Raw genomic sequence first — 19,730 nt, 5'->3', positions numbered from 1 at the left:
CAGCTAGTGTCCTGAGTTAGAAGTTCGTAGACAAAATCTCTCGATACTGGCGAGGATGTCGTCGGCTGACTTGGCCCAGACGAATGGTTTTGGATCGGCGTTGTTGAGTTCGAGGTATTCGCGGATTGCTTGCTCGAGCTGTCTCGTTGATCTGTGCGTGCCGCGACGGATGTACTTGTCAGTCAGGGTGGCGAACCAGCGCTCGACCTGGTTCAGCCACGATGCGGATGTGGGCGTGAAGTGCACATGAAACCTGGGATGTCGGGCGAACCATGCCCTGATTGAGGCGGTCTTGTGCGTGCCATAGTTGTCCATCACCAGATGCACGTCCAATCCAGCAGGCACGTTGGCTTCGATCGTGCGCAGGAATTGCAGGAACTCCGTGCTGCGATGACGCCTGTGCAACTGCCCAATGACTTCACCCGTGGCAATGTCCAGCGCCGCAAACAGCGTCGTCGTGCCATGGCGCATGTAGTCGTGGGTTCTGCGCTCGGGGATGCCCGGTGCCAGCGGCAGGATCGGCTGTGTGCGGTCCAGTGCCTGGATCTGGCTCTTCTCATCGACGCACAACACCATCGCCTTGAGCGGCGGATTGAGGTACAGGCCCACAATGTCGCGCACCTTCTCGACAAACAGCGGATCACTGGAGAGTTTGAAGGTCTCCTGGCGGTGCGGTTGCAAGCCGAAAGCCCGCCAAATCCGGCTCACAGCCGTCTGTGACACATCCATGGCGCGTGCCATGCTGCGCGTGCTCCAGTGCGTGGCACCAGCGGGCAAGGACTCGAGCGTCTTGGCGATGACGGCATCGACCCGGGCATCATCGATCGTGCGCGGTGCGCCCGGGCGCGGCGCGTCAAGCAGACCGTCGAGCCGCAACTCGACAAAACGACCACGCCACTTCGAAACCGTCTGCTGCGTGACCCGCTGACGCGCTGCCACCACTTTGTTGTCCAAACCTTCGGCACAGGCCAGTACGATGCGTGCTCGCAAAGCTAGAGCCTGCGCTGTCTTGCGGCGCTTGGTCAGCGCGTTCAGCTGTTCGCGCTCCGTCGCGCTCAACACCAATGGTGTCTTGGGTCTTCCGCTCATGGCCACCTCGTCGTGCAACACATTACACGACTGATTGCATTGGCAGAAAATAATTCAATGAATTTTTAACTCAGGACACTAGTCGGCCACCACCGTTTGTATGGCCTGCCAGGCTGGCCAGAGTGAATGCCTCTGCAAGAGCCTGCGCAAGCGCGGCCTTCGGCGATCACAATGCCACAACCAACCAGTCCGCCGCTCGGCGGTATGGCGGTCATGGCTTGATCCATGCATCGCACCTGCTTGGGGTGTTTTGACACAACGCCCCGAAATCGGTATAGTACCAAACCGCTCGGTACGGTCAAACTCAACCACGCCGCCGCTGAGCATCCGAAGTTATGAGGATGCTCGGAATTTATTTGAACTGCTGGTTAACTTTTCTTTTATGTCAAACCGAGCGGTTCGGTACTATTCGTATATTGGGTGAACTTTCATGACGTCACAACCGCTGCTCTCACAACTGCTGCGACAGGCAGGCACGGCACTCTGCACGATCTCCCTGGTCGGTTGCGCGGTTGGTCCTGACTTCGTGAAACCCGACGACAGGCTCGCAGCCGTTCAACTGTCGCCCAGGGCGGACTACGCGCAGGCTCAGGAGACATCCGCCGCGAACTTCCCGTCTTCATGGTGGACGTTGTTCAACGATGACGTACTGGCGGATCTGCAAGCCCGTGCGCAGGCGGGCAACCTGAACCTGCAGATGGCTTCCGAGCGCATCGAGCAAAGTCGGGCGCAGTTGGGGATTGCCTCCTCGCTGCTGCTGCCCAGTGTGGGTGCTTCGGCGGGCTATTCCCGCGAGGCCATCAGCGAGCACGGCAAGTTTGCCGCGTTGGGTGCTCCGACGAGCGCGAGCGACTTCTGGCAGTTGGGATTCGACGCCAGTTGGGAACTCGACCTATGGGGCCGCGCGCGTCGATCGCGCGAAAGCGCCGCGGCTGCCTTCGAGGCCACGGTGTATGAGCGCGAGGCGGCACGCGTGGCCCTGTCCGCCGAGGTGGCCCGTACCTATCTCCAATTGCGCGGCACGCAAGCGCAACTGGACATCACCCGGCAGAACCTGGAGGTTGCCGATCGCACGCTCCGCCTTGCCGAAAGCCGTGAGCGCAATGGCGTCGCCACACGTTTTGAAACCGCTTCGGCGCGCGCGCAACTGGCAACGGTCGAGGCGCTGGTACCCGAATTGGTCCAGCGCCGCAACACGCTGATGAACGTCCTGGCATTGCTGCTGGGAGAGCAGCCGCGCGCCCTCGATGCGCAGTTGCTTGAAGCGATGCCTCTGCCGTCGCTTCCTTCCAATGTGCCGGTGGGCCTGCCCTCCGAATTGGCGCACAGGCGGCCGGACATACAGCGCGCCGAAGCCCAGCTCCATGCTGCGACGGCAGCCATCGGCGTCGCCAAAGCCGATTTCTACCCGCGAATCGGCCTCAAAGGCAGGGTCGGCGTCGAAGCCTTCGAGTTCAACGACCTCGACAGTTGGGATTCCCGGTTCTTCTCCGTCGGCCCCACGGTCTATCTTCCCATCTTCCAGGGCGGGCGTCTGAAGCAGCGCCTGGCGCTGAACGAGGCACGGCAAAGAACTGCCGCCATCGGCTACCGGCAGACGGTGCTGCAAGCCTGGCATGAAGTGGACAACGCCCTGGACGCCTGGGCAGCCCAGCAGAACCGCCATGCCGAGTTGGTGGTTTCGTACGAGCAGAACCAGCAGGCGCTGCATGCTGCCGAGCGCGGCTATCAGGAAGGCGCTGCCGACTACCTGAACGTCCTGGCCGCACAGCGCGGTGTCCTCGCAAGCCAGACCAGCCTCAATGCCAGCGCGACCAACGCCGCGCTCACCCTGGTCAATCTCTACAAATCCCTGGGCGGTGGCTGGGACCCCGGCGCATTCTCTTCCGAGCAGCAGACCGGCGGCGACGCGTCGCTGACGACCGCTGTGTCGTCGGCCACCTCGCAATCGAAGGTTGACCAATGAGCGCCGCAGCGTCGCAGTCGTCGACGGCGCCGCCGCCCGCGGCAACCGCTGCGGCAGCCCCTCCGAAGCGGGCGATTGCGGGACTGGTCGGCATCCTCATCGCGGCCATGATGGCCGGACTGAACAACCGCGTGGGCGCGCTGGCACTGGCCGACGTGCGTGGCGCGCTGGGCTTCGGCCTGGACGATGCCTCCTGGCTCACCACCGTCTATAGCGCGGGCGAAGTGATCGCCATGCCATTTTCAGCGTGGTTCGCCGTCACGCTTTCAGTGCGCCGCTTCGAGTTGTGGATGATTGGCACGTGCACTTTGCTGGCGGTGTGCATCCCCTTCATCCATGACCTCGATCTGCTGCTGGCCATGCGGTTTCTGCAGGGCATCGCCAGCGGCACAATGATTCCCGTGCTGATGATGGCGGCGTTGAAGTTTCTGCCGCCCCCCATCCGACTGCACGGACTGGCGCTGTATGCACTGACGGCCACCTTCTCGCCCAATCTCTCGATCTGGCTGGCGGGGCAATGGACGGATGGCCTGTTCGATTGGCGCTGGGTGTACTGGCAGATTCTTCCGCTCGCGGCGATTGCCGCCTTGATGATCGGATGGGGCCTGCCCAAAGACCCCATCCAGACAGACCGTTTCCCGCAGGCCAACTGGCCCGGTATGGCCTTCGGCGCACCGGCATTCGGCCTGATTGCCGTCGCCTTGGATCAGGGCGTTCGGCTGGACTGGTTCAATTCACCCCTCATCGTCGTCTCGCTGGTGGCCGGGCTGACGCTGCTGGGGGCCTATCTGCTAACGGAGTGGTATCACCCCACGCCGTTCATCAAGTTGCAGATGCTCAGCCGCCGCAACCTGGCGCTGGGCTTCACCTTGTTCATCTGCCTTCTGGTCGTGCTGACCTCCGGCGTGATGTTGCCAATGACCTTTCTCGGGCCACTGCAGAGCTACCGACCGCTTCAGATGGCACCGATCGGGCTGATCGTCGCGCTGCCTCAACTCGCCCTGGGTTCCGTGGTGGCGCTGTTCCTGTACCGGAAATGGGTCGATGCCCGATTCGTGTTCGCGGGCGGCCTGCTATTGATCGGCCTGGCGTGCTTCCTTGGCGCGCAACTGACTTCCGACTGGAACCGCGACCAGTTCGTGCTGACGCAGACGCTGCAAGCCTTTGGCCAGCCCATGGCGGTCGTCTCGCTGCTGTTCCTGGGTACCAGTGTCGTGCACCCCAGCGAAGGCCCGTATGTGTCGGGGAACATCAACACGCTGCGCGCCCTGGGGTCGCTAATCGGGGGCGCCGTGGTTGGGCAACTTGTGACCGTGAGTCAGCGGGTCCACGCGGAAATGCTGCTGGATCACGCTGCATTGGTAGGCAACTCCGTTCCGCTTGCCCTGGAGCCCGCTCAACTGATGGGAGTCATCGCCCAGCAGGCACTGGTACTGTCGGTCGCGGATGCCTATCGCGTCCTGGGCGTCTTGGCGCTGGTGATGGTCCCCTTCGTATTGCGACTGACCTACATTCCCGCTCCCATTTTGCAGGCCCCCGCTTCGCAATCCACATCGTCGTCCCAAGGATAGTTCCACCATGGCCATGCCGAAAAAAGCCAAGATCACCAGTGCCGTGCTGCTCCTCGCAGTGGCAGTGGGCTGTGTCATTTATCTGAATCGCCCCGAATCCAGCGCATCGACCCAATCCACGGACGACGCCTATGTACAGGCCGATTTCACCCTCGTCGCCCCCCAGGTGTCGGGAGTGATCGGCAAGGTGCTGGTCGAAGAAAACCAACCAGTGAAAGCCGGGGATCTGCTTGCGGCCATCGACGATCGAGACTTCATCGTTGCGGTGGACGCGGCAAAGGCACAAGTCGCCGCCGCGAAGGCCAGCGTCGCGGGGCTTGCCGCGCGCGTGGCGCAGCAGGAGACCGCCATACGTCAGGCTCAGGCGACAGTCGCGGTGGACGACGCAGAACTCAAATTGGCAGAGGCCAACCAAAGGCGTTATCGGAACCTGGCTTCAGACGGATCAGGTTCGATCCAAGCGCGCCAACAGGCCGAGGCGCAGTTGGCCATTCGGCTGGCCAGCCGAGACAGGAACCGCGCGGGCCTGCAAGCGGCACGGCAACAGACGGACATCCTCAAAGCCGATCTTGAAAAAGCCAAGGCTGCACTTTCCCAAGCGCAGGCGGCGCAGGACGCGGCGGAGTTGAAGCTCTCCTATACCCAAATCACAGCGCCCATCAGCGGCCTCATCGGTCAGAAGTCAGTGCGCGTCGGCGCATTCGTGAATGCTGGCAAGCCGCTGGTGGCGGTGATCCCGCTCGATGCGGTCTACATCACGGCCAACTTCCGCGAAACGCAATTGGCACGTGTGCAGCCAGGGCAGTCGGTGGACATCAAGGTGGACGCCTTGCCGGGGGCCGTACTGAAGGGCACCGTGGAGAGCCTCGGACCGGCCAGTGGCGTCAGCTACTCGGCCGTCGCGCCACACAACGCCACGGGCAACTTCACCAAGATCGTCCAGCGCCTACCCGTGCGCATTCGCATTGACCCCGACCAGCCTGGTGCCGCGAATTTGCGCGTCGGTATGTCCGTGACGCCGAGGATCCACATCGGTGAATAGCGCCATTCGTCCAGCATGAGGAGCCATACAAATGAGGCAATACCGATATCGCGTAACTGTGGAGCAGTTGACTGATTCGCATGGCATCCCCAGCGATCGCAAGCCTCTGCAATTTGAGGCCGGAAATCATGACGACATCATCTCCGTCGTGACATGGCTTCGCAGCAGAGGTGACTTCAGTAGCCAAGATGACGCGGCGGCATTTGCGGTCGGGTTGAAGCTGTTTGCCTGGGCGATCCTGGCAAACAAGGATAACCCGCTTCTGTCTTCGTTCCTGCCGCATCTATATCAGTTCGTGAAGGAGCTAAAGGCTGGGTCGAAGACGGACCGATGACCCAGCTGCTCGCGCAACAAAGGATATGAAGGGACGCTGGGTCATGACACCTTGCTCAGAAACCACAGATAGGCTCGCCGGACTGAGGACCTGCAACGGTGGTGGGCATCGCGGCACTGTCATTGAACACGGCGTGCGCATTCTCTTTGGCACGGCCGTAGGTGCTCTGCCGGCTGTTTCTGCGGCCCAGGCTCGCTTTGTCGACGCGAAGATGTATGTGCAGGCTGGAGCGACTTCTTTGCAAGGCGACGCAACACGCGCAATGAACGTGGGCGTGATGGTGCCTTCTGGCCTCTTCAAGGGCATCAGTCGTGATGCGGGTCCGCTGACCCTGCATTGGGATCTATGGGGTGGCCATTGGAGGTCGCACCATGCTGATGGCACAACAGGCGGCTATTCCCAGCTTGGAGCCCTGATGGCTTGGCGCTACCAGCCCGCCGGACCGAAATCTCCTTGGTTCTTTGAGGCAGGCCTGGGAGGGAGCGTCTTGGACGGTCTCTACAACTCAGGGCAGCGTCGATTCAGCACGGCCTTCCAGTTCACGGAAGTGCTGGCAATTGGCTACCGCTTTGGGCCGGAAAAGGCCTACGAGGTTTCCTTGCGTGTACAGCACTTCTCGAATGCCGGCATCAAGAAACCCAATCCGGGTGAGAACTTTATGTCCTTGCGCTTCTCTCTCCCGTGGTGAAGGCGGCCGGGCATACTCGGGTGCCTGCGGTGGCACATACTAGGCCCGCCATGAGCGCCGAGAAGACGGCGCTCGTTATGTCCGGTGGCGGTGCACGCGCTGCCTACCAGGTTGGCGTGTTGCAGGGTCTGGTGAGATTGCGCCGCGAACGTCTGGGCGACGGGGCTCCGAACCCATTCGGCATCCTATGCGGTACTTCGGCAGGTGCAATCAATGCCGCCGCTTTAGCCTGCCGGGCAGACTCCTTTGATGCGGGCGTGGAGACAATCGCCGCAGTTTGGCGAAACTTTCGCGCTGATCAGGTGTATCGCACCGATGCGCTTGGTATCGCCCGCAGCGGTGCACAGTGGCTGAGCGCGATTTCGGTAGGCTGGATGTTGGCGCGCTGGCGCAAAGAAGGGCCACGTTCGCTGCTGGACAATGAACCTTTGGCCGAACTGCTGCGACATTGGGCGCCGCTGGAACTGCTACCGCGCATGCTGGCCGAGCGTCATCTGCACGCGCTGGCGCTAGGCGCGTCCAGCTACACCAGCGGCGAACACCTCACCTTCTTTGAGGCCACCGGCGACATGACGGGCTATGAACGCTCGCAGCGGCTGGCCGTACCCATGCGACTGGGGCTGGAGCACCTGCTCGCTTCGGCGGCGATCCCCTTCGTATTTCCAGCACAGCGTATCGAGCATGCGGAGCACGCCGGCTGGTACGGCGACGGCTCGATGCGGCAAACCTCACCGATCTCGCCGGCGATCCATCTCGGTGCGCAGCGTATGCTCATCGTTGGTGCCGGTCGGCTGCATGAACCGCGTGGGCGAATCGTGCGTGATGGCGGTTACCCGACACTGGCTCAAGTTGGTGGGCACGTGCTGTCGAACGTCTTTCTCGATTCGCTCGCGGTGGACATCGAGCGTATGGAGCGCGTCAACCGTACCCTGGAAATGATGACGCTGGGGCAGCGCCTTGCCACCTCACTGCGGTCGGTGAAGGCGCTGGTGATCGCGCCAAGCGAGCGCATTGACGACATCGCGGCTCGGCACCAGAAGTACCTGCCGCGAACGGTGCGCGCGCTGTTGCGCGGCGTGGGTTCGTCCAGCGCGAGCAGTGACCTGAGCGGTTCCGCTCTGGCGAGCTACCTGTTGTTCGAGGCTCCTTTCACCCAGGAGGTAATGGCGCTGGGTGAGCGCGACACGTTGGCACAACGGCAGGCAGTCTGTGATTTCTTCGGGTGGCTTTGAGGCGTGCGCTTCACCCCCAAGCCGAGGCACTTCCAGGAAAGGCGTTGGCAGACCATTCGCGCAGTGGAACGCACCCCATATGGCGCTTCGAGGGCAAGGGATTTCCGATCGACGTGCCCGTGCGTAGCCGCAAGGAAGCGTCCGAAGGTCCGCCGCTGATCCAGGCGCATGGCTTTGGCGTGATCTATGTGCCCTCGCTGGTGGTGCAGCCGCAGAGGGACCAAGGCGAACTGACGCGGTGTTGCGGGGCTATGGATGCACCGGTGCGTATTCCACGCGATGGCGGACACGATTCCATGCTGATGGCGGACAGTGTTCCAGCGTGATGGCGGACAGTGTTCCACGCTGAAGGCGGACAGCATTCCAAACTGATGGCGGACACCTGCGGGGTGTTCTGAGTGACCCGAACGCGGCATACGCTGCCCGGTTTTTTGACCGGAACCAGCGATGCCCACACCCAGGGTCACCATGAGCAAACTACGACACACACTGCAACTGCTGCACCGCGGGGCCTTGAGCACCCGTCAAATCGGTGCCGCCCTCGGCATCTCCAAATCCACTGTCAGCGAGATAGCCAGCTACGCGCGCGTGGCCGGCGTGGACTGGGCACTGGCCCAGAGCCTGAACGACGACGAACTCCAGGCCCGGCTCTACAAGCCACCCGTGGCGCGCGAGTCCCGGCACCTTGAACCCGACCACGCCCACATCCACCGCGAACTGCGCCGACCTGGCGTGACGCTGCAGTTGCTTTGGGAGGAATACCAGCAACAGCACAGCGGGCAGGCGTACAAGTACAGCGCCTTCTGCGAGAAGTACAAGGCCTGGGCCCGGCGCCTGCAGCGCTCCATGCGCCAGACCCACACGGGCGGTGACAAGCTCTTTGTGGACTACGCCGGCCAGACCGTTCCCGTGGTGGATGCCGACACTGGCGAGATACGCCAGGCCCAGGTCTTCGTGGCCGTGCTGGGCGCATCGAACTACACCTACGCCTGCGCCACCGCCAGCCAGAAGGCCACCGACTGGGTGGCCAGCATCATTAGCGCGCTGGAGTTCATCGGCGGCGTGCCCCGCCTGCTGGTGCCTGACCAGCCGCGCGCCCTCATGGCCCGACCCGACCGTTACGAGCCCACCGCGCACCGCCTGCTCGAAGAGCTCTGTGCGCACTACAGCCTGGCCGTGATGCCCGCGCGCCCGGCCAAGCCACGCGACAAACCCAAGGTGGAGGTCGCTGTGCAGGTGGTCGAGCGCTGGATTCTGGCCAGGCTGCGCCACCAGACCTTCTTCAGCCTGGCCGAGCTCAACCGGGCGATTGCCGCCTTGCTGGTGGACTTGAACCAGCGCGCGTTCAAGAAGCTGCCGGGCAACCGCACTAGCGCCTTCGCCGAACTCGACCGGCCAGCCCTGCGCCCCCTGCCGCCGGTGCGCATGCCCATCGCGCGCTTCAAACCCGCCCGCGTCAACATCGATTACCACGTTGAGCTCGATGGCCACTACTACTCGGTGCCCCACGCCCTGGTGGGTGAGCCGGTGGAGTTGCGCATCACGGCCGGCACGCTCGAAGTCCTGCACGGCAGCAAACGCGTGGCCGCCCACGCCCTCAATCCCCGACGGGGTGCACACACCACCACGCCCGAGCACATGCCGGCCTCGCACCGGGCGCACCTGCAGTGGACGCCGGCCAAGCTCATCGCCTGGGGTGAGCGCGTGGGCGCGGCCACCGCCGCCGTGGTGCGCTGGCAGATGGAGCACCGCCAGCATCCCGAGCAGGGTTACCGCTCCTGTCTGGGCCTCATGCGCCTGGGCCGTGAGTACGGGGCTGACCGGCTGGAGGCCGCCTGTGCGCGGGCGCAGTCGATTCGCTCACCGTCCTACAAGAGCATCGCCTCCATCCTGGGCTGCGGCCTGGACCAGCGGCCGCTGGATGCGCCGATGGCCGCACAGGCGAACCTGCCGCTGCACGAGAACGTGCGCGGGCCGGGCTACTACCACTGAACTCCAACGTGCAAGCAAACCTAACAAGGAAGAACCATGCTCAACGAACAGACCTTGAACCAACTGCGCGCCCTGCGCCTGGACGGCATGGTGGCCGCCCTCAGCGACGCGGCCACCCACATCACGGCCAGCGAGCTGCCCTTTGAACAACGCCTGGCGCTGCTGGTGCAGCGCGAGGTGGACTGGCGTGACAGCAAGCGCCTGGAGCGCCTGTTGAAGGCGGCCCGCTTGAAGGTCTCCAGTGCCTGCCTGGAGGACATCGACTGGCGCGCCAGCCGGGGCCTGAGCCGAGAGGTCATCACCAGCCTGGCCGGCGGGGACTGGCTGCGCCATGGCCACAACGTGCTGCTCACCGGCGCCACCGGGTGCGGCAAGACGTGGCTCGCCTGCGCACTGGGGCAGCAGGCCGCGCGTCTGGGCTTCTCGGTGCTCTACACCCGCGCGCCACGGCTGCTGCAGGAGCTGCACGTGGCCCACGGCGATGGCAGCCTGGGCAAACGGCTGGCGCAACTGGCGCGGCTGGACCTGCTCATCCTGGACGACTTCGGCATCGCGCCGATTGCCGCGCACGAGCGAAACGACCTGCTGGAATTGCTGGACGACCGGGTGGGCACGCGCTCGACGCTCATCACCAGCCAGTTGCCGGTGACGGCCTGGCACGCCTGGCTGGACGAGCCCACGCTGGCCGACGCCATCCTGGACCGCATCGTGCACGGCTCGCACAAGATAGCCCTCAAGGGCGAGTCGATGCGCAAGCTCACCAAGGCCGTCTGAGCCGGCCGCGCCGACCGCCATTCCACGCTGATGGCGGACACTTCGGCTACGATTTGAGCGTCACTCAGGACACCCGCGCAACGTGTCCGCCATCGCCTGGAACGCTGTCCGCGATGGGAATGGAATCACTGTCCGCCATCAGTGGAATGCGCACACCGGTATGTGGCTCTCCGCTGCATACTTGGAGCGGCGTCACAACAGCGCCGCGCAGCGGGCGCTGCTGGACGACCTGGAGGCGCGCACCGGCCAGCGCGGGCGGTATGGCGGCAAGGCGCTACGCACGACGTCTAGCACGGGAAGTTCCGCGGCGCCGCCTCGCTGAGCAACTCGGAAGCATTGCCGCTTACCCGCGCAGCGCGGCACTGGCCTCGCGGGGTCTTGGTTCGCTCTTATTTTGCCGTTCTGCGGTCTTCGCGCGCGCGAACGACTTCATAGATGTCCAGGCCGCCCTTGCCACCAGGACGATCAGACACGAAAGTCAGAATCTCGCCGTCCCCAGTGACTGCTGGCATTTGATCTTCATACTTGGTGTTGATCGGCGAGGGCAGAGGCTTGATAGGCTTCTTCCATTGCGACGGGTCCCTGGCATTCGCACCAGCCTCAAATTGCCAGATGTCGCTGCCGCCAACGCCGTCCGGGTAGATCGCCCACACATAGCGATGCTTGGGGTCAATGTGACCATCCATGTCCGGGATGCTGTTCGGCAGGATTCTCGCAGCGCCTGCCTTGCGGGTGAGTCGGTCGAAGCGGGTGACCTTGAAATCGAGATTGACCGGGTTCGCATCCTTCGCAGAAGTGAAGTAGATGTTGGCCTTTCCGTCGTAGTTGGGGCAGGAATCGATTCCTGAACTGTTCGGCCCGCCATCGTTCTCGCAACCGAGATTGACTGGCTGCTCCCATGCCATGTCGTCTCTGATGTTTCTACGGTAGCTGGCATACAGATCGAGTCCACCGCACCCCCCGGGCCGATCGCTTGCGAAGAACAGCCAATGACCATCATCGGATTGGAGCGCGCTGTGATCCGCATAGCCGCTGTTCACGCCCCTGGGCAGCAACTTCGGATCGCCCCAAGGAGAACTGCGTGTTGCGCGGTGGCTTACGTACACGCTATAGCGCGTTGGTGTGCCGTCCTTGCCCATGTACCATCCGTCCTCCGCGTTCGCGGGCGCCACGCCGCCTGGCCGATTCGACGAGAAGTACAAGGTCAGTCCGTCACCCGTGATCGTGGCCCAGCCGTCGTGGTACTCGGTGTTGATCGGTGCGCCGGCGTTCTTGACCATCCAGACGCTATTGGCGGAACCTGGATTGGGTGCGATGCGCTCGGCATGTACCTGTGCTTGAGTGGTGAGCGCAAGCGCCACGAGGCCAAAGGCCGCGGCCGCAGGACGGGACTTGAGAATAGACAAGATTGTTCTCGCGGACACGGATGTCTCCTTTCTCGGTAAATTCACTCATTCGCCTTGGGTGTTGTATTCGGTGGGGTCGGCCTGGAAGCTGTGAACGCGGGTCGCCGGCTTCGAATTCCACAGCAGCCGAACGACATCGGGGCGGGAATAGTGTCCGGTGGGGTCATATGCCGCCTTGGCCACGCCGATGAAGCCAAGATCTACATCGGCGTAGAGCAAGCCCTCTTGCGTCTCCGGAAACGGCTCGCACAGCGGCTTGGCGTCCGGACCGAAGATCTGCGCGAATCCCCCACCTTCAAGCAGCAGCTGCCGTTTCTGCGGCGTGTCAGCCAGCATCTCCAGCATTTCCTTGGACACCAACGCGCAAGGAGCCAGCACATAGCAGCCGCCCTCGAGCGCATACACTTGGCTTGCAGCCAGATTGGCTTCCGGGCTCAGCTGAAAGGCTGCCCCTCTGTAGACTGAAAAGCTCGGCCAAGCCGCCACATGGATCTGCTCATTCTGCGAATACATGGCGTACTTGCTGAGCGGTTGAATGTGCTCGGCGCAAGACAGTGCGCCAATGCGGCCGATGCTCGTTTGATGCACCGAAAGATGGCTTCCATCGCCCTCGCCGTAGACAGTCCTTTCGGCATGCGTTGGCTTGAGCTTTCGACGGGTGCTCACGACTCGCCCTTCATCGTCGATGATGGCTTGAGCAATGTACAGCGTACCGTCCTGACGCTCGCAGAACCCGAGGACAACGAATATCCTGTGCTCGGCAGCAGCAGCGCATAGGCGTTCCCACTGCGGACTTCCCACCAACAGGGCATTCTCGAAATGCCTCTGGACAAACTGCATGCCCCATGCAGGCGAGTCGAGCCAGATCCACCACGGGTACCCCGGAAGCCAGACCTCGGGAAACGCAATCAGCTTGGCGCCGTTTTTCGCGGCTTCTTCAATAAGGCGGACCGCCTTCTCGACGCCCTTGTCCAAATTAAGAAACTCTGGGGCCGCCTGAACGGCGGCGACCTTGTACTTGGCAATTTCAGAAGTTGTCATCTAGATGTCCTATCTGAAGTAAATGGAGTTCCGCTACAGCCGCGGCTGGCGTTGATCAGGCGGAGAGCACTCGAACAACGCGGGGGACCTTGAATTTGGCAAGGCGCATCCCGAGTTCGGCGCGAATGCGCTGCGTCCATTCCTCGTCGGAGGCTTGCGAGTCCTCGGTCACCAGTTCAGCAACCAGCGTGATGCCCCAAGGTGGCATGTCCTCGCCTGTAACGCGTGCCTGACGAATCCCGGGAATTGCCATGAGAGCCTCTTCGATCTCCTCGGGATAGATGTGGTATCCAGCGCAATTGATCTGGCGATCAGATCGTCCCAAATGGAACAGGAACCCGTCGCCGTCTCGACGGACGATGTCGCCTGTGTGGCACCAGCCGTCGTTGTCGGCGAACTCCTTGACGACGGTATCGGCACGAACGCACAGTTCCCCTTCGGCTGGGCCGTCATGATGTCCGCCGACGGTGACTTCGATGCCGGCGATCGGGCGTCCGCAGCTGTTCATTCGGTCTTCGCGCAATCTGCCGTCGTGGCAAAGCTCGTCCCCACGCAGGATCGACAAGGGCCAGCCTGCTTCCATGCGACCATAGATCTGGTGCAGCGAAGGCCCGAACGCATCGATCGCTATCTGCAACTCATCGACGCCCAGAGGTGCACCGCCATAGACGACCCGACGAAGACGGTGCAGCGGGTACATGTCCACGCCTTCAGCGGCACTGATCCGCTTGACCATTTCTGAGATCAACACCACGGAAGTCACTTTGTGATCCGAGATCGCCCGCAAGACGGTGGCGACATCGAAGCGAGGGAGTACGACTTGCGGCAGGCCCATGGCGATGAAAGGAAATGTCCCGATCTGACAAGTCCCATGAATGATCTGCTGGGTCGTAAGAAAGTGGTCGTCGCCGCTAACGGGAGCGCCGTATGCGCCCGTCATGAATAGACGCATGCTCGTCGTCAGCGATGCAGCCCAGTTCCGGTACGACATCGTGACAGCCACCAGCTCGCCGTTTGTGATCTGCCTTGGGTAGACGACGGCAGGTTCGTCGCGAACCCACTCACCGGGCGAGAGAGCCGTCCCCTCCAGTGGCGTTGCGTCGCTGTGCACCAGCGCATCGCCTCCGAGCAGATCTGCGTGCTCCGGATCGGCGACGATGCGGTCGACCCCTGCCGCCAGAAAGAGCTTGCGCGCTTCGTCCACCGCTAGGGCGGGATCGGCGGCTACGCGGACCGCCCCCAGCCACTCCACGGCGAGAAATGCTTCGACGGCAGCGATGCTGTTCGAATACCAAAGGCCGATGCGCTTCCGGCGCAGGCCACGCTCTGCCAGATTGCCAGCCAATGCAGCCACGACCGCAGCCAGTTCGAAACCCGTCTTTCCGCTGCCATCAACTCTAGAGAGGATGCGCTGGTGGCCTGCGCGCATCAATCCATGGTGGGTGAGCTGTCCTGCGATCAGCTGCATGTCAACCCGCATGCCGTGCCGTGAGCTGCGCCTGCAGGTCGGCGCGTCTAACCTTCGCGCCGGAGAGCACGGTCGGCAGCTCGTCCAGGATGAACACGGCGTGCAGTGTCTCGTGGGGCTTTAGTCTCTTACAACCGGCAAGACGGATTTCGGCTGCCATGGCGTCGCCGGATTCGGCGCCGGGACGCAGCGCGACGCCCGCCACCAGGCGATCCACCCCGCCGATGCGCACCGCGACGACGCCGCACTGCCGCACGCTCGGGTGCGCAAGGATCTGTTCTTCGACCGTATGTGGGTAGACGGTGCGGCCGTTGATGTTGATGACGTCGGTGCAGCGATCGACGTAGTAGGCGAAACCACACTCGTCCATGTAGGCCAAATCGCGGGGTTTGAACCAGTCATTGGCGTCGAGTGCTGAAAGATCCAGCCGGTCTACGTAACGACCGCGAGACATTGGACTGCGTGCGCGGATCTCGCCAACTTCGCCCGGCGCCTGCCGTTCGCCGAGATCATTGACGACGTCCAGCTGAAATAGGAACGACGCGGGTCGGCCGATGCTTCCCCAGCGGCGTTCATCGTCCTCTACATCGCTCCACAGCAACCGCGTCGCGACGCCTCCCATCTCAGTGACACCGTACGCATGGCACCACACGTCGCCCAGCAACCGGCTGGTCCGTTGCAGCAGCTCGGGCGTGGCAAAGAAGACGATCAGCCTGCGCAGGCAGTGCTCGATGCCGCCGCGCGATTCGATTTCGTCGAGGAGCTGAGGTAGCAGGGGGCCTGGCACGAAGGCATTGGTGACCCCGTGTCGCGCGATTGCATCGACCACCCTCCCTGGATCGAACCGCTCGTCGTCCAGTATCACGTTCCGGGCTCCCCGGACGATGTGCGGGTAGAGATTGTGTGCACCGCTGCACCATTGCAGAGAATGGAAATGCAGGCACACGTCGTCCTTGGAGAGAGAGCCCGCGTTGGGACCAAAGGAGTCCAGGTGCTCCAGATTCTGCGAGACCATCGCCAGCCATGCGCGGTGGGACATTTCCCAGAGCTTGGGCATGCCAGTAGTGCCGCTCGTCGGCTGAAGATAGTAGGGAGCGTCATCGTCCACCTCGAAGTGCGGCTCCTCGTCACTCGCTTGATCTAGTGTAGTGTTGCATTCTGTTTGGAACTTAATCGGCTATTGGCGCGGATGACCTTTTGCAGGATGTCGCGAGCGTTCTTGGTCCAGATGAACGGCTTGGGGTTGGTGTTGTGATGCGCGATGTACTCATCGATGGCCGAGACGAGTTCGGGCACGCTGGTGAACACCCCGCGGCGTAGCCGGTTCTCGGAGATGTCGCGAAAGAAGCGCTCGACCATGTTCAGCCACGATGCCGAGGTCGGCGTGAAGTGCATGTTGAATCTGGGGTGCTTGGCCAGCCACTCCTGCACAGCTGGATGCTTGTGCGTGGCGTAGTTGTCGGCGATCAGATGCAGCGTCTTGTCCTTGGGCGTCTCCCGATTGATTTGACGCAGGAACTTCAGCCACTCGATGTGGGTGTGGCGCTGCTGGCACTGGCCGATGACCTGACCGTTGAGCACGTTGAGCGCAGCGAACAAGGTGGTTGTGCCGTTGCGCTTGTAGTCGTGCGTCATGGTGGCCGCGCGCCCCTTCTTGAGCGGCAGCCCGGGCTGCGTTCGGTCCAGCGCCTGCACCTGGCTCTTTTCGTCGCAGCACAGCACCAGCGCATGCTCGGGCGGCGACATGTAAAGCCCCACGATGTCTTCGAGCTTTTGCACGAACTGCGGATCGCGCGAGACCTTGAAGCCGCGCACGATGTGAGGCTTGAGACCGTGGGCCTGCCAATGGCGCATCACGGTGCTGGCGCTGACGCCCAACTCAGCGGCCATCGTGCGCGTGCTCCAGTGCGTGGCCGCCTCGGGCTTGGTCTGTGTGGTTAGCTTCACAAGCTTGGCCACATCCACCTTCACCGGCGGTGCGCCGCGCGGCAAGTCGCGCTCGATACCTTGCAGCCCCAATTGCAGGTAGCGTTCACGCCAGCGCGCCACCTGCACGCGCCCAATGCCAAGCTGCTCGGCAATATCCTTGTTTTGCAGCCCCTGCGCGGCCAGCAGCACGATCTGGGCGCGCTGGGCCAATCTGACGCTGGTGCGCTTGGAGCGCGCCAGCCGGCTCAGCTCGCTTTCCTCTTCATCCGTCAACACAATCGTCGGGGCAACTCGCAATTTTTCACTCCAATGCAAACCGTAGTAGAGCATTGGAGCGTGGTTGCTCAATTAAGTTTCATTAAGAATCAAACACTACACTAGCAGAGTGGCAAAGGGAGTCGCCCATCCAGGCACCTCGTGTTCTGCACCGATGCCGACCAGATGGAGGGCCTTGAGCGCGTCGAGATGCTCGGCGATCGCCTGCGCGAACCGCACATCGAACACCAGAACCCGCGCCTTCGCGGCACGTAAAGTCGCGATGTGAGTCTGGATCGGGAGATGCGCATGCAAGGCGACGCGAGGAAATCCGAACTTGTCGAAACCGAGCCAGCAGTGAACAATTTCCCTTCGGTTGTACGACAAAACCCCGATGGCGCTGCCCCGCGGGATTTTTAGTCGATCAGCGATTGCGGAACCAGCCTTGTTCGCCTGCCTGTTGAGTTCAAAGTATGTTTCCTGTCCGTCGTCCGTCACCAGTGCGGTGCGTTCGGCATACTGCGTTGCCGCAGTCGCGATGGCCAGTCCCGGCTCGATCTTCATGTCTTCCTCTCGTGGTAGTTCGTCCTATTTGCCGTTTTCGCTACGACTGACGCCGATGCCTCTGCACTTCGGCATGTGTCTGCGTTCAGGCGCCCGACGGACATTCGGGACCCCGTGCAAGACCTATGTGTCGCTGCGGGCATCGCAATGTAGGATGCAAAAGCCACAAAAGTTTTCCTCCTAGCGCAGCGTTTCTTGTCCTGGAGTGCAATATGCAGACGAGCTCCTGCTTCACCACGGACGGGATGGCGATGGCGGATCGCCTCCCGTACTGGAACGAGGTCGTTTCGAGTACGTTCATCCCGTCGAGCGTGCAGCCTCCCCGTGCAGGCGAGTTCCGAGCAAGCCTGCACAACGAGCGACTGGGCGAGGCGGAGCTTACGGTTGTTCGCGCTTCGCCACAGCGCGTGGCGAGAACCAGCGCACTGATCCGCCTGTCGAGCGATGAATGCCTGATGTTCGGCTTTGCGCCCAAAGCCCGATGGAAAGTCAGCCAGCACGGCCGAACTGTCCAGGTTGCACCGATGCAGTTCGTGCTCTACGACTCGAACTATCCCTTCGAGCTTGAGTTCGACGAGGACTTCGACCTGCATGTGCTGCAGTTGCCGCACGCAAGTCTTGCGTTTGCTGGGAGCAGGCTTTCGGATGTTGCGGGCAGGCCGTTCGACGCAGTGTCAGGCGCGGGTAAGTTGCTGGCGTCCTTGATCGAGGAGGTCCGCAGCGGCCATACGTCTTCCGGAGTGATTGCCAGGACATCGCTTGGCAGCGTCGCAGTCCATCTGGCAACCTCGATGGTTTCCGAGTTGCTCGAGCTTCGAACCGATGAGGCCAACGAGCGCGAACTCCGGCTGCTCAGGGTGAAATCGTACATTGAGTTGAACCTGGCCAACCCGAGGCTCGACCCGCATGCGATTGCATCGGCCAACGGAATGTCGGTACGCACGCTGCATGGGCTCTTCAGCGCCGAGGAACTGGGAGTGTCGACCTACGTCACCCATCGGCGTCTTCTGCGGTGCAAAGAGGACCTCGGCAATGCGATGCACTCGTCGCTGTCCGTGGCCGGGATCGCGATGCGATGGGGTTTCTGGAATAACGCCTACTTCAGCCGCGCATTCAAGCGGATGTTCGGCATTTCGCCGCGCTCATACCGGATTGGTCGGAGACCGTAGCACGACTCCAGCCCGGTGCTCGCAGCGCTGCAAACGAGCGATAACGGCGTCAGAAAAATGCGTGCGCCGCCTAGTAGGTCTGCATCGGGGTCGCGTCGCGGCCTCCAAGTGAGTGCTGCGGGCGACGCTCTTGCGCCAGCTCGAGCGTGAGCTCGGCTCAGGTGCGAGTGCCGGCAGGTTAAATGTCAAGGGCGCTTGCCGGACTCGCGACCGGATTGCGCAGTGTCACGATCTCTTCAGCCAAAGTCGGATGGATGCCGATAGTGCTGTCAAATACGGCTTTGGTAGCCCCGGCCTTTATGGCCACTGCGAACCCCTGCACAATCTCGCCTGCGTCCTGGCCAACAATATGCAGGCCTACGACGCGGTCGCTGGCGGTATCTACCACCAACTTGACCAGGGCGCGCTCGGTGCTGCCCGACAGAGTGTGCTTGAGCGGCCTGAACGCGCTTCGATACACCGCCACTTCCCCGAATTCTTTGCGCGCCTGCGCCTCGCTGTATCCCACGGTTCCGATGCTGGGGTCCGTGAAAACGGCCGTGGGAATGAAGTCGTAGCGCATCTTGCGTTGTCCTTGCCCAAAGTGTCCGCGCCGAAGTAAATCTGAGCCACCGGGGGTGCGGCGGATTTCTTGGACTGGTTATGCCATGAGCCCCAGGCTCTTGCGATATTCAACAGGGCTGAGAGCGCCCAGTGAGATCTTGATCCGTTTCTCGTAGTGGGTAGCCCCACCGTCTTACGACGACGGGGCCCCCGAAGAACGCAGCATGCGACTTTCACCGCACTGCGCTCGAGCACAGCATTAAGCGTCGCGCTGACGCCGGTCTCGCTAACGGCACGAGCCCTTCGCAAGCATCACATCGTTGATTCGTCTCATCGCTGAGACGAAGGGCGCTGAACCGTGACGATACCGGTCTCTCACAAGCTTCCCCTCGATGAATCTCAAACGTGGACCTGCGACAACTGCACCACGCGGAAGTCTGCACCCTTTCGGGTTAGGGCAAATCCTGAACCCCTATACGGACTATTACCGCCCGTCATTCGCTTTTTCCGCGTTCTCTTATCCACTTGTCCAACAGATCCCCTTGCGGGTCTCCTGCCCAAGTCAAACTGCTGACTCGGGCGGACAATTGGACTTACCACGTTCCCGTTTCTGCCAACCCGGATGCTTTCGGGCTTATCCGTTTAGCGCCCGTCTATTCCCCGGCAG

17 protein-coding genes and 1 pseudogene are annotated in these 19,730 nt (G+C 62.3%); 10 read left to right on the top strand and 8 right to left on the bottom strand.

Annotated elements, in window-relative coordinates:
* Nucleotides 1–3 precede the first annotated feature (3 nt).
* Nucleotides 4–1,089: an IS630 family transposase gene (locus ACE4QZ_RS19620; RefSeq protein ID WP_410480137.1), complete on the bottom strand. Its 1,086-nt coding sequence runs from the start codon at nucleotides 1,087–1,089 to the stop codon at nucleotides 4–6.
* Nucleotides 1,090–1,519: 430 nt separating this feature from the next.
* Between ACE4QZ_RS19620 and ACE4QZ_RS19615 the strand changes: the two genes are divergently transcribed.
* The 9 genes from ACE4QZ_RS19615 to istB all read left to right on the top strand — a co-directional run bounded on the left by ACE4QZ_RS19615 (nucleotide 1,520) and on the right by istB (nucleotide 10,688).
* Nucleotides 1,520–3,055, top strand: a complete 1,536-nt coding sequence (locus ACE4QZ_RS19615) for an efflux transporter outer membrane subunit (protein WP_011489330.1) — start codon at nucleotides 1,520–1,522, stop codon at nucleotides 3,053–3,055.
* Nucleotides 3,052–4,626, top strand: a complete 1,575-nt coding sequence (locus ACE4QZ_RS19610; protein ID WP_175202450.1) for an MFS transporter — start codon at nucleotides 3,052–3,054, stop codon at nucleotides 4,624–4,626. The genes ACE4QZ_RS19615 and ACE4QZ_RS19610 overlap by 4 nt, the downstream gene beginning before the upstream one ends.
* A 7-nt stretch (nucleotides 4,627–4,633) precedes the next feature.
* Nucleotides 4,634–5,668: an HlyD family secretion protein gene (locus tag ACE4QZ_RS19605; RefSeq protein WP_011489328.1), complete on the top strand. Its 1,035-nt coding sequence runs from the start codon at nucleotides 4,634–4,636 to the stop codon at nucleotides 5,666–5,668.
* A gap of 31 nt (nucleotides 5,669–5,699) precedes the next feature.
* Complete coding sequence (locus tag ACE4QZ_RS19600) at nucleotides 5,700–6,002, top strand: DUF3861 domain-containing protein (protein ID WP_020205774.1); 303 nt, start codon at nucleotides 5,700–5,702, stop codon at nucleotides 6,000–6,002.
* Between the two features lie 133 nt (nucleotides 6,003–6,135).
* Nucleotides 6,136–6,690: an acyloxyacyl hydrolase gene (locus ACE4QZ_RS19595; RefSeq protein ID WP_049782195.1), complete on the top strand. Its 555-nt coding sequence runs from the start codon at nucleotides 6,136–6,138 to the stop codon at nucleotides 6,688–6,690.
* Between the two features lie 50 nt (nucleotides 6,691–6,740).
* A complete protein-coding gene (locus tag ACE4QZ_RS19590; protein ID WP_175202449.1) occupies nucleotides 6,741–7,922 on the top strand; it encodes a patatin-like phospholipase family protein in 1,182 nt (393 codons plus the stop codon).
* A 113-nt stretch (nucleotides 7,923–8,035) separates the two neighbouring features.
* Complete coding sequence (locus tag ACE4QZ_RS19585) at nucleotides 8,036–8,248, top strand: hypothetical protein (protein WP_410480136.1); 213 nt, start codon at nucleotides 8,036–8,038, stop codon at nucleotides 8,246–8,248.
* A gap of 121 nt (nucleotides 8,249–8,369) precedes the next feature.
* On the top strand, nucleotides 8,370–9,914 hold the full coding sequence (gene istA, locus ACE4QZ_RS19580) for an IS21 family transposase (protein WP_024099860.1): 1,545 nt from the start codon (nucleotides 8,370–8,372) through the stop codon (nucleotides 9,912–9,914).
* A gap of 36 nt (nucleotides 9,915–9,950) precedes the next feature.
* Nucleotides 9,951–10,688 carry an IS21-like element helper ATPase IstB gene (gene istB, locus ACE4QZ_RS19575; protein WP_011805003.1) on the top strand — a complete coding sequence of 246 codons (738 nt, stop codon included), beginning with the start codon at nucleotides 9,951–9,953 and terminating at the stop codon, nucleotides 10,686–10,688.
* Between the two features lie 389 nt (nucleotides 10,689–11,077).
* Here the strand turns inward: istB and ACE4QZ_RS19570 are convergent, their stop codons facing one another.
* From ACE4QZ_RS19570 to ACE4QZ_RS19545, 6 genes are all read right to left on the bottom strand, one after another.
* Entirely contained in the window at nucleotides 11,078–12,094 is a 1,017-nt protein-coding gene (locus ACE4QZ_RS19570) for a PD40 domain-containing protein (protein ID WP_175202447.1), read from the bottom strand.
* Nucleotides 12,095–12,139: 45 nt separating this feature from the next.
* Nucleotides 12,140–13,135: a carbon-nitrogen hydrolase family protein gene (locus tag ACE4QZ_RS19565; RefSeq protein WP_011489323.1), complete on the bottom strand. Its 996-nt coding sequence runs from the start codon at nucleotides 13,133–13,135 to the stop codon at nucleotides 12,140–12,142.
* 55 nt (nucleotides 13,136–13,190) lie between these two features.
* Nucleotides 13,191–14,603 (bottom strand): class I adenylate-forming enzyme family protein, encoded by a 1,413-nt coding sequence (locus tag ACE4QZ_RS19560; RefSeq protein ID WP_011489322.1) that lies wholly within the window; start codon nucleotides 14,601–14,603, stop codon nucleotides 13,191–13,193.
* 1 nt (nucleotide 14,604) lies between these two features.
* On the bottom strand, nucleotides 14,605–15,711 hold the full coding sequence (locus ACE4QZ_RS19555) for a class I adenylate-forming enzyme family protein (protein WP_410480135.1): 1,107 nt from the start codon (nucleotides 15,709–15,711) through the stop codon (nucleotides 14,605–14,607).
* 32 nt (nucleotides 15,712–15,743) lie between these two features.
* Nucleotides 15,744–16,829: an IS630 family transposase gene (locus tag ACE4QZ_RS19550; protein ID WP_087748270.1), complete on the bottom strand. Its 1,086-nt coding sequence runs from the start codon at nucleotides 16,827–16,829 to the stop codon at nucleotides 15,744–15,746.
* 75 nt (nucleotides 16,830–16,904) lie between these two features.
* Entirely contained in the window at nucleotides 16,905–17,351 is a 447-nt protein-coding gene (locus ACE4QZ_RS19545) for an AMP-binding protein (protein WP_410480134.1), read from the bottom strand.
* A gap of 212 nt (nucleotides 17,352–17,563) precedes the next feature.
* Here ACE4QZ_RS19545 and ACE4QZ_RS19540 point away from each other — a divergent pair, with 212 nt between their 5' ends.
* Nucleotides 17,564–18,520: a helix-turn-helix domain-containing protein gene (locus ACE4QZ_RS19540; protein ID WP_020205777.1), complete on the top strand. Its 957-nt coding sequence runs from the start codon at nucleotides 17,564–17,566 to the stop codon at nucleotides 18,518–18,520.
* A 178-nt stretch (nucleotides 18,521–18,698) separates the two neighbouring features.
* On the opposite strand, the pseudogene ACE4QZ_RS19535 reads toward ACE4QZ_RS19540, so the two are convergent.
* Nucleotides 18,699–19,121 (bottom strand): annotated as a pseudogene (locus ACE4QZ_RS19535) (glutathione-disulfide reductase); the annotation flags it as partial.
* Nucleotides 19,122–19,730 lie beyond the last annotated feature (609 nt).

It is taken from the genome of Pseudomonas sp. DCA-1, assembly GCF_046523955.1.
In the GTDB taxonomy this organism is placed as follows: domain Bacteria; phylum Pseudomonadota; class Gammaproteobacteria; order Pseudomonadales; family Pseudomonadaceae; genus Aquipseudomonas; species Aquipseudomonas putida_Y.
Note: the sequence above shows the minus strand (reverse complement) of the source record. Positions and strands in the feature narration are given on the sequence as shown.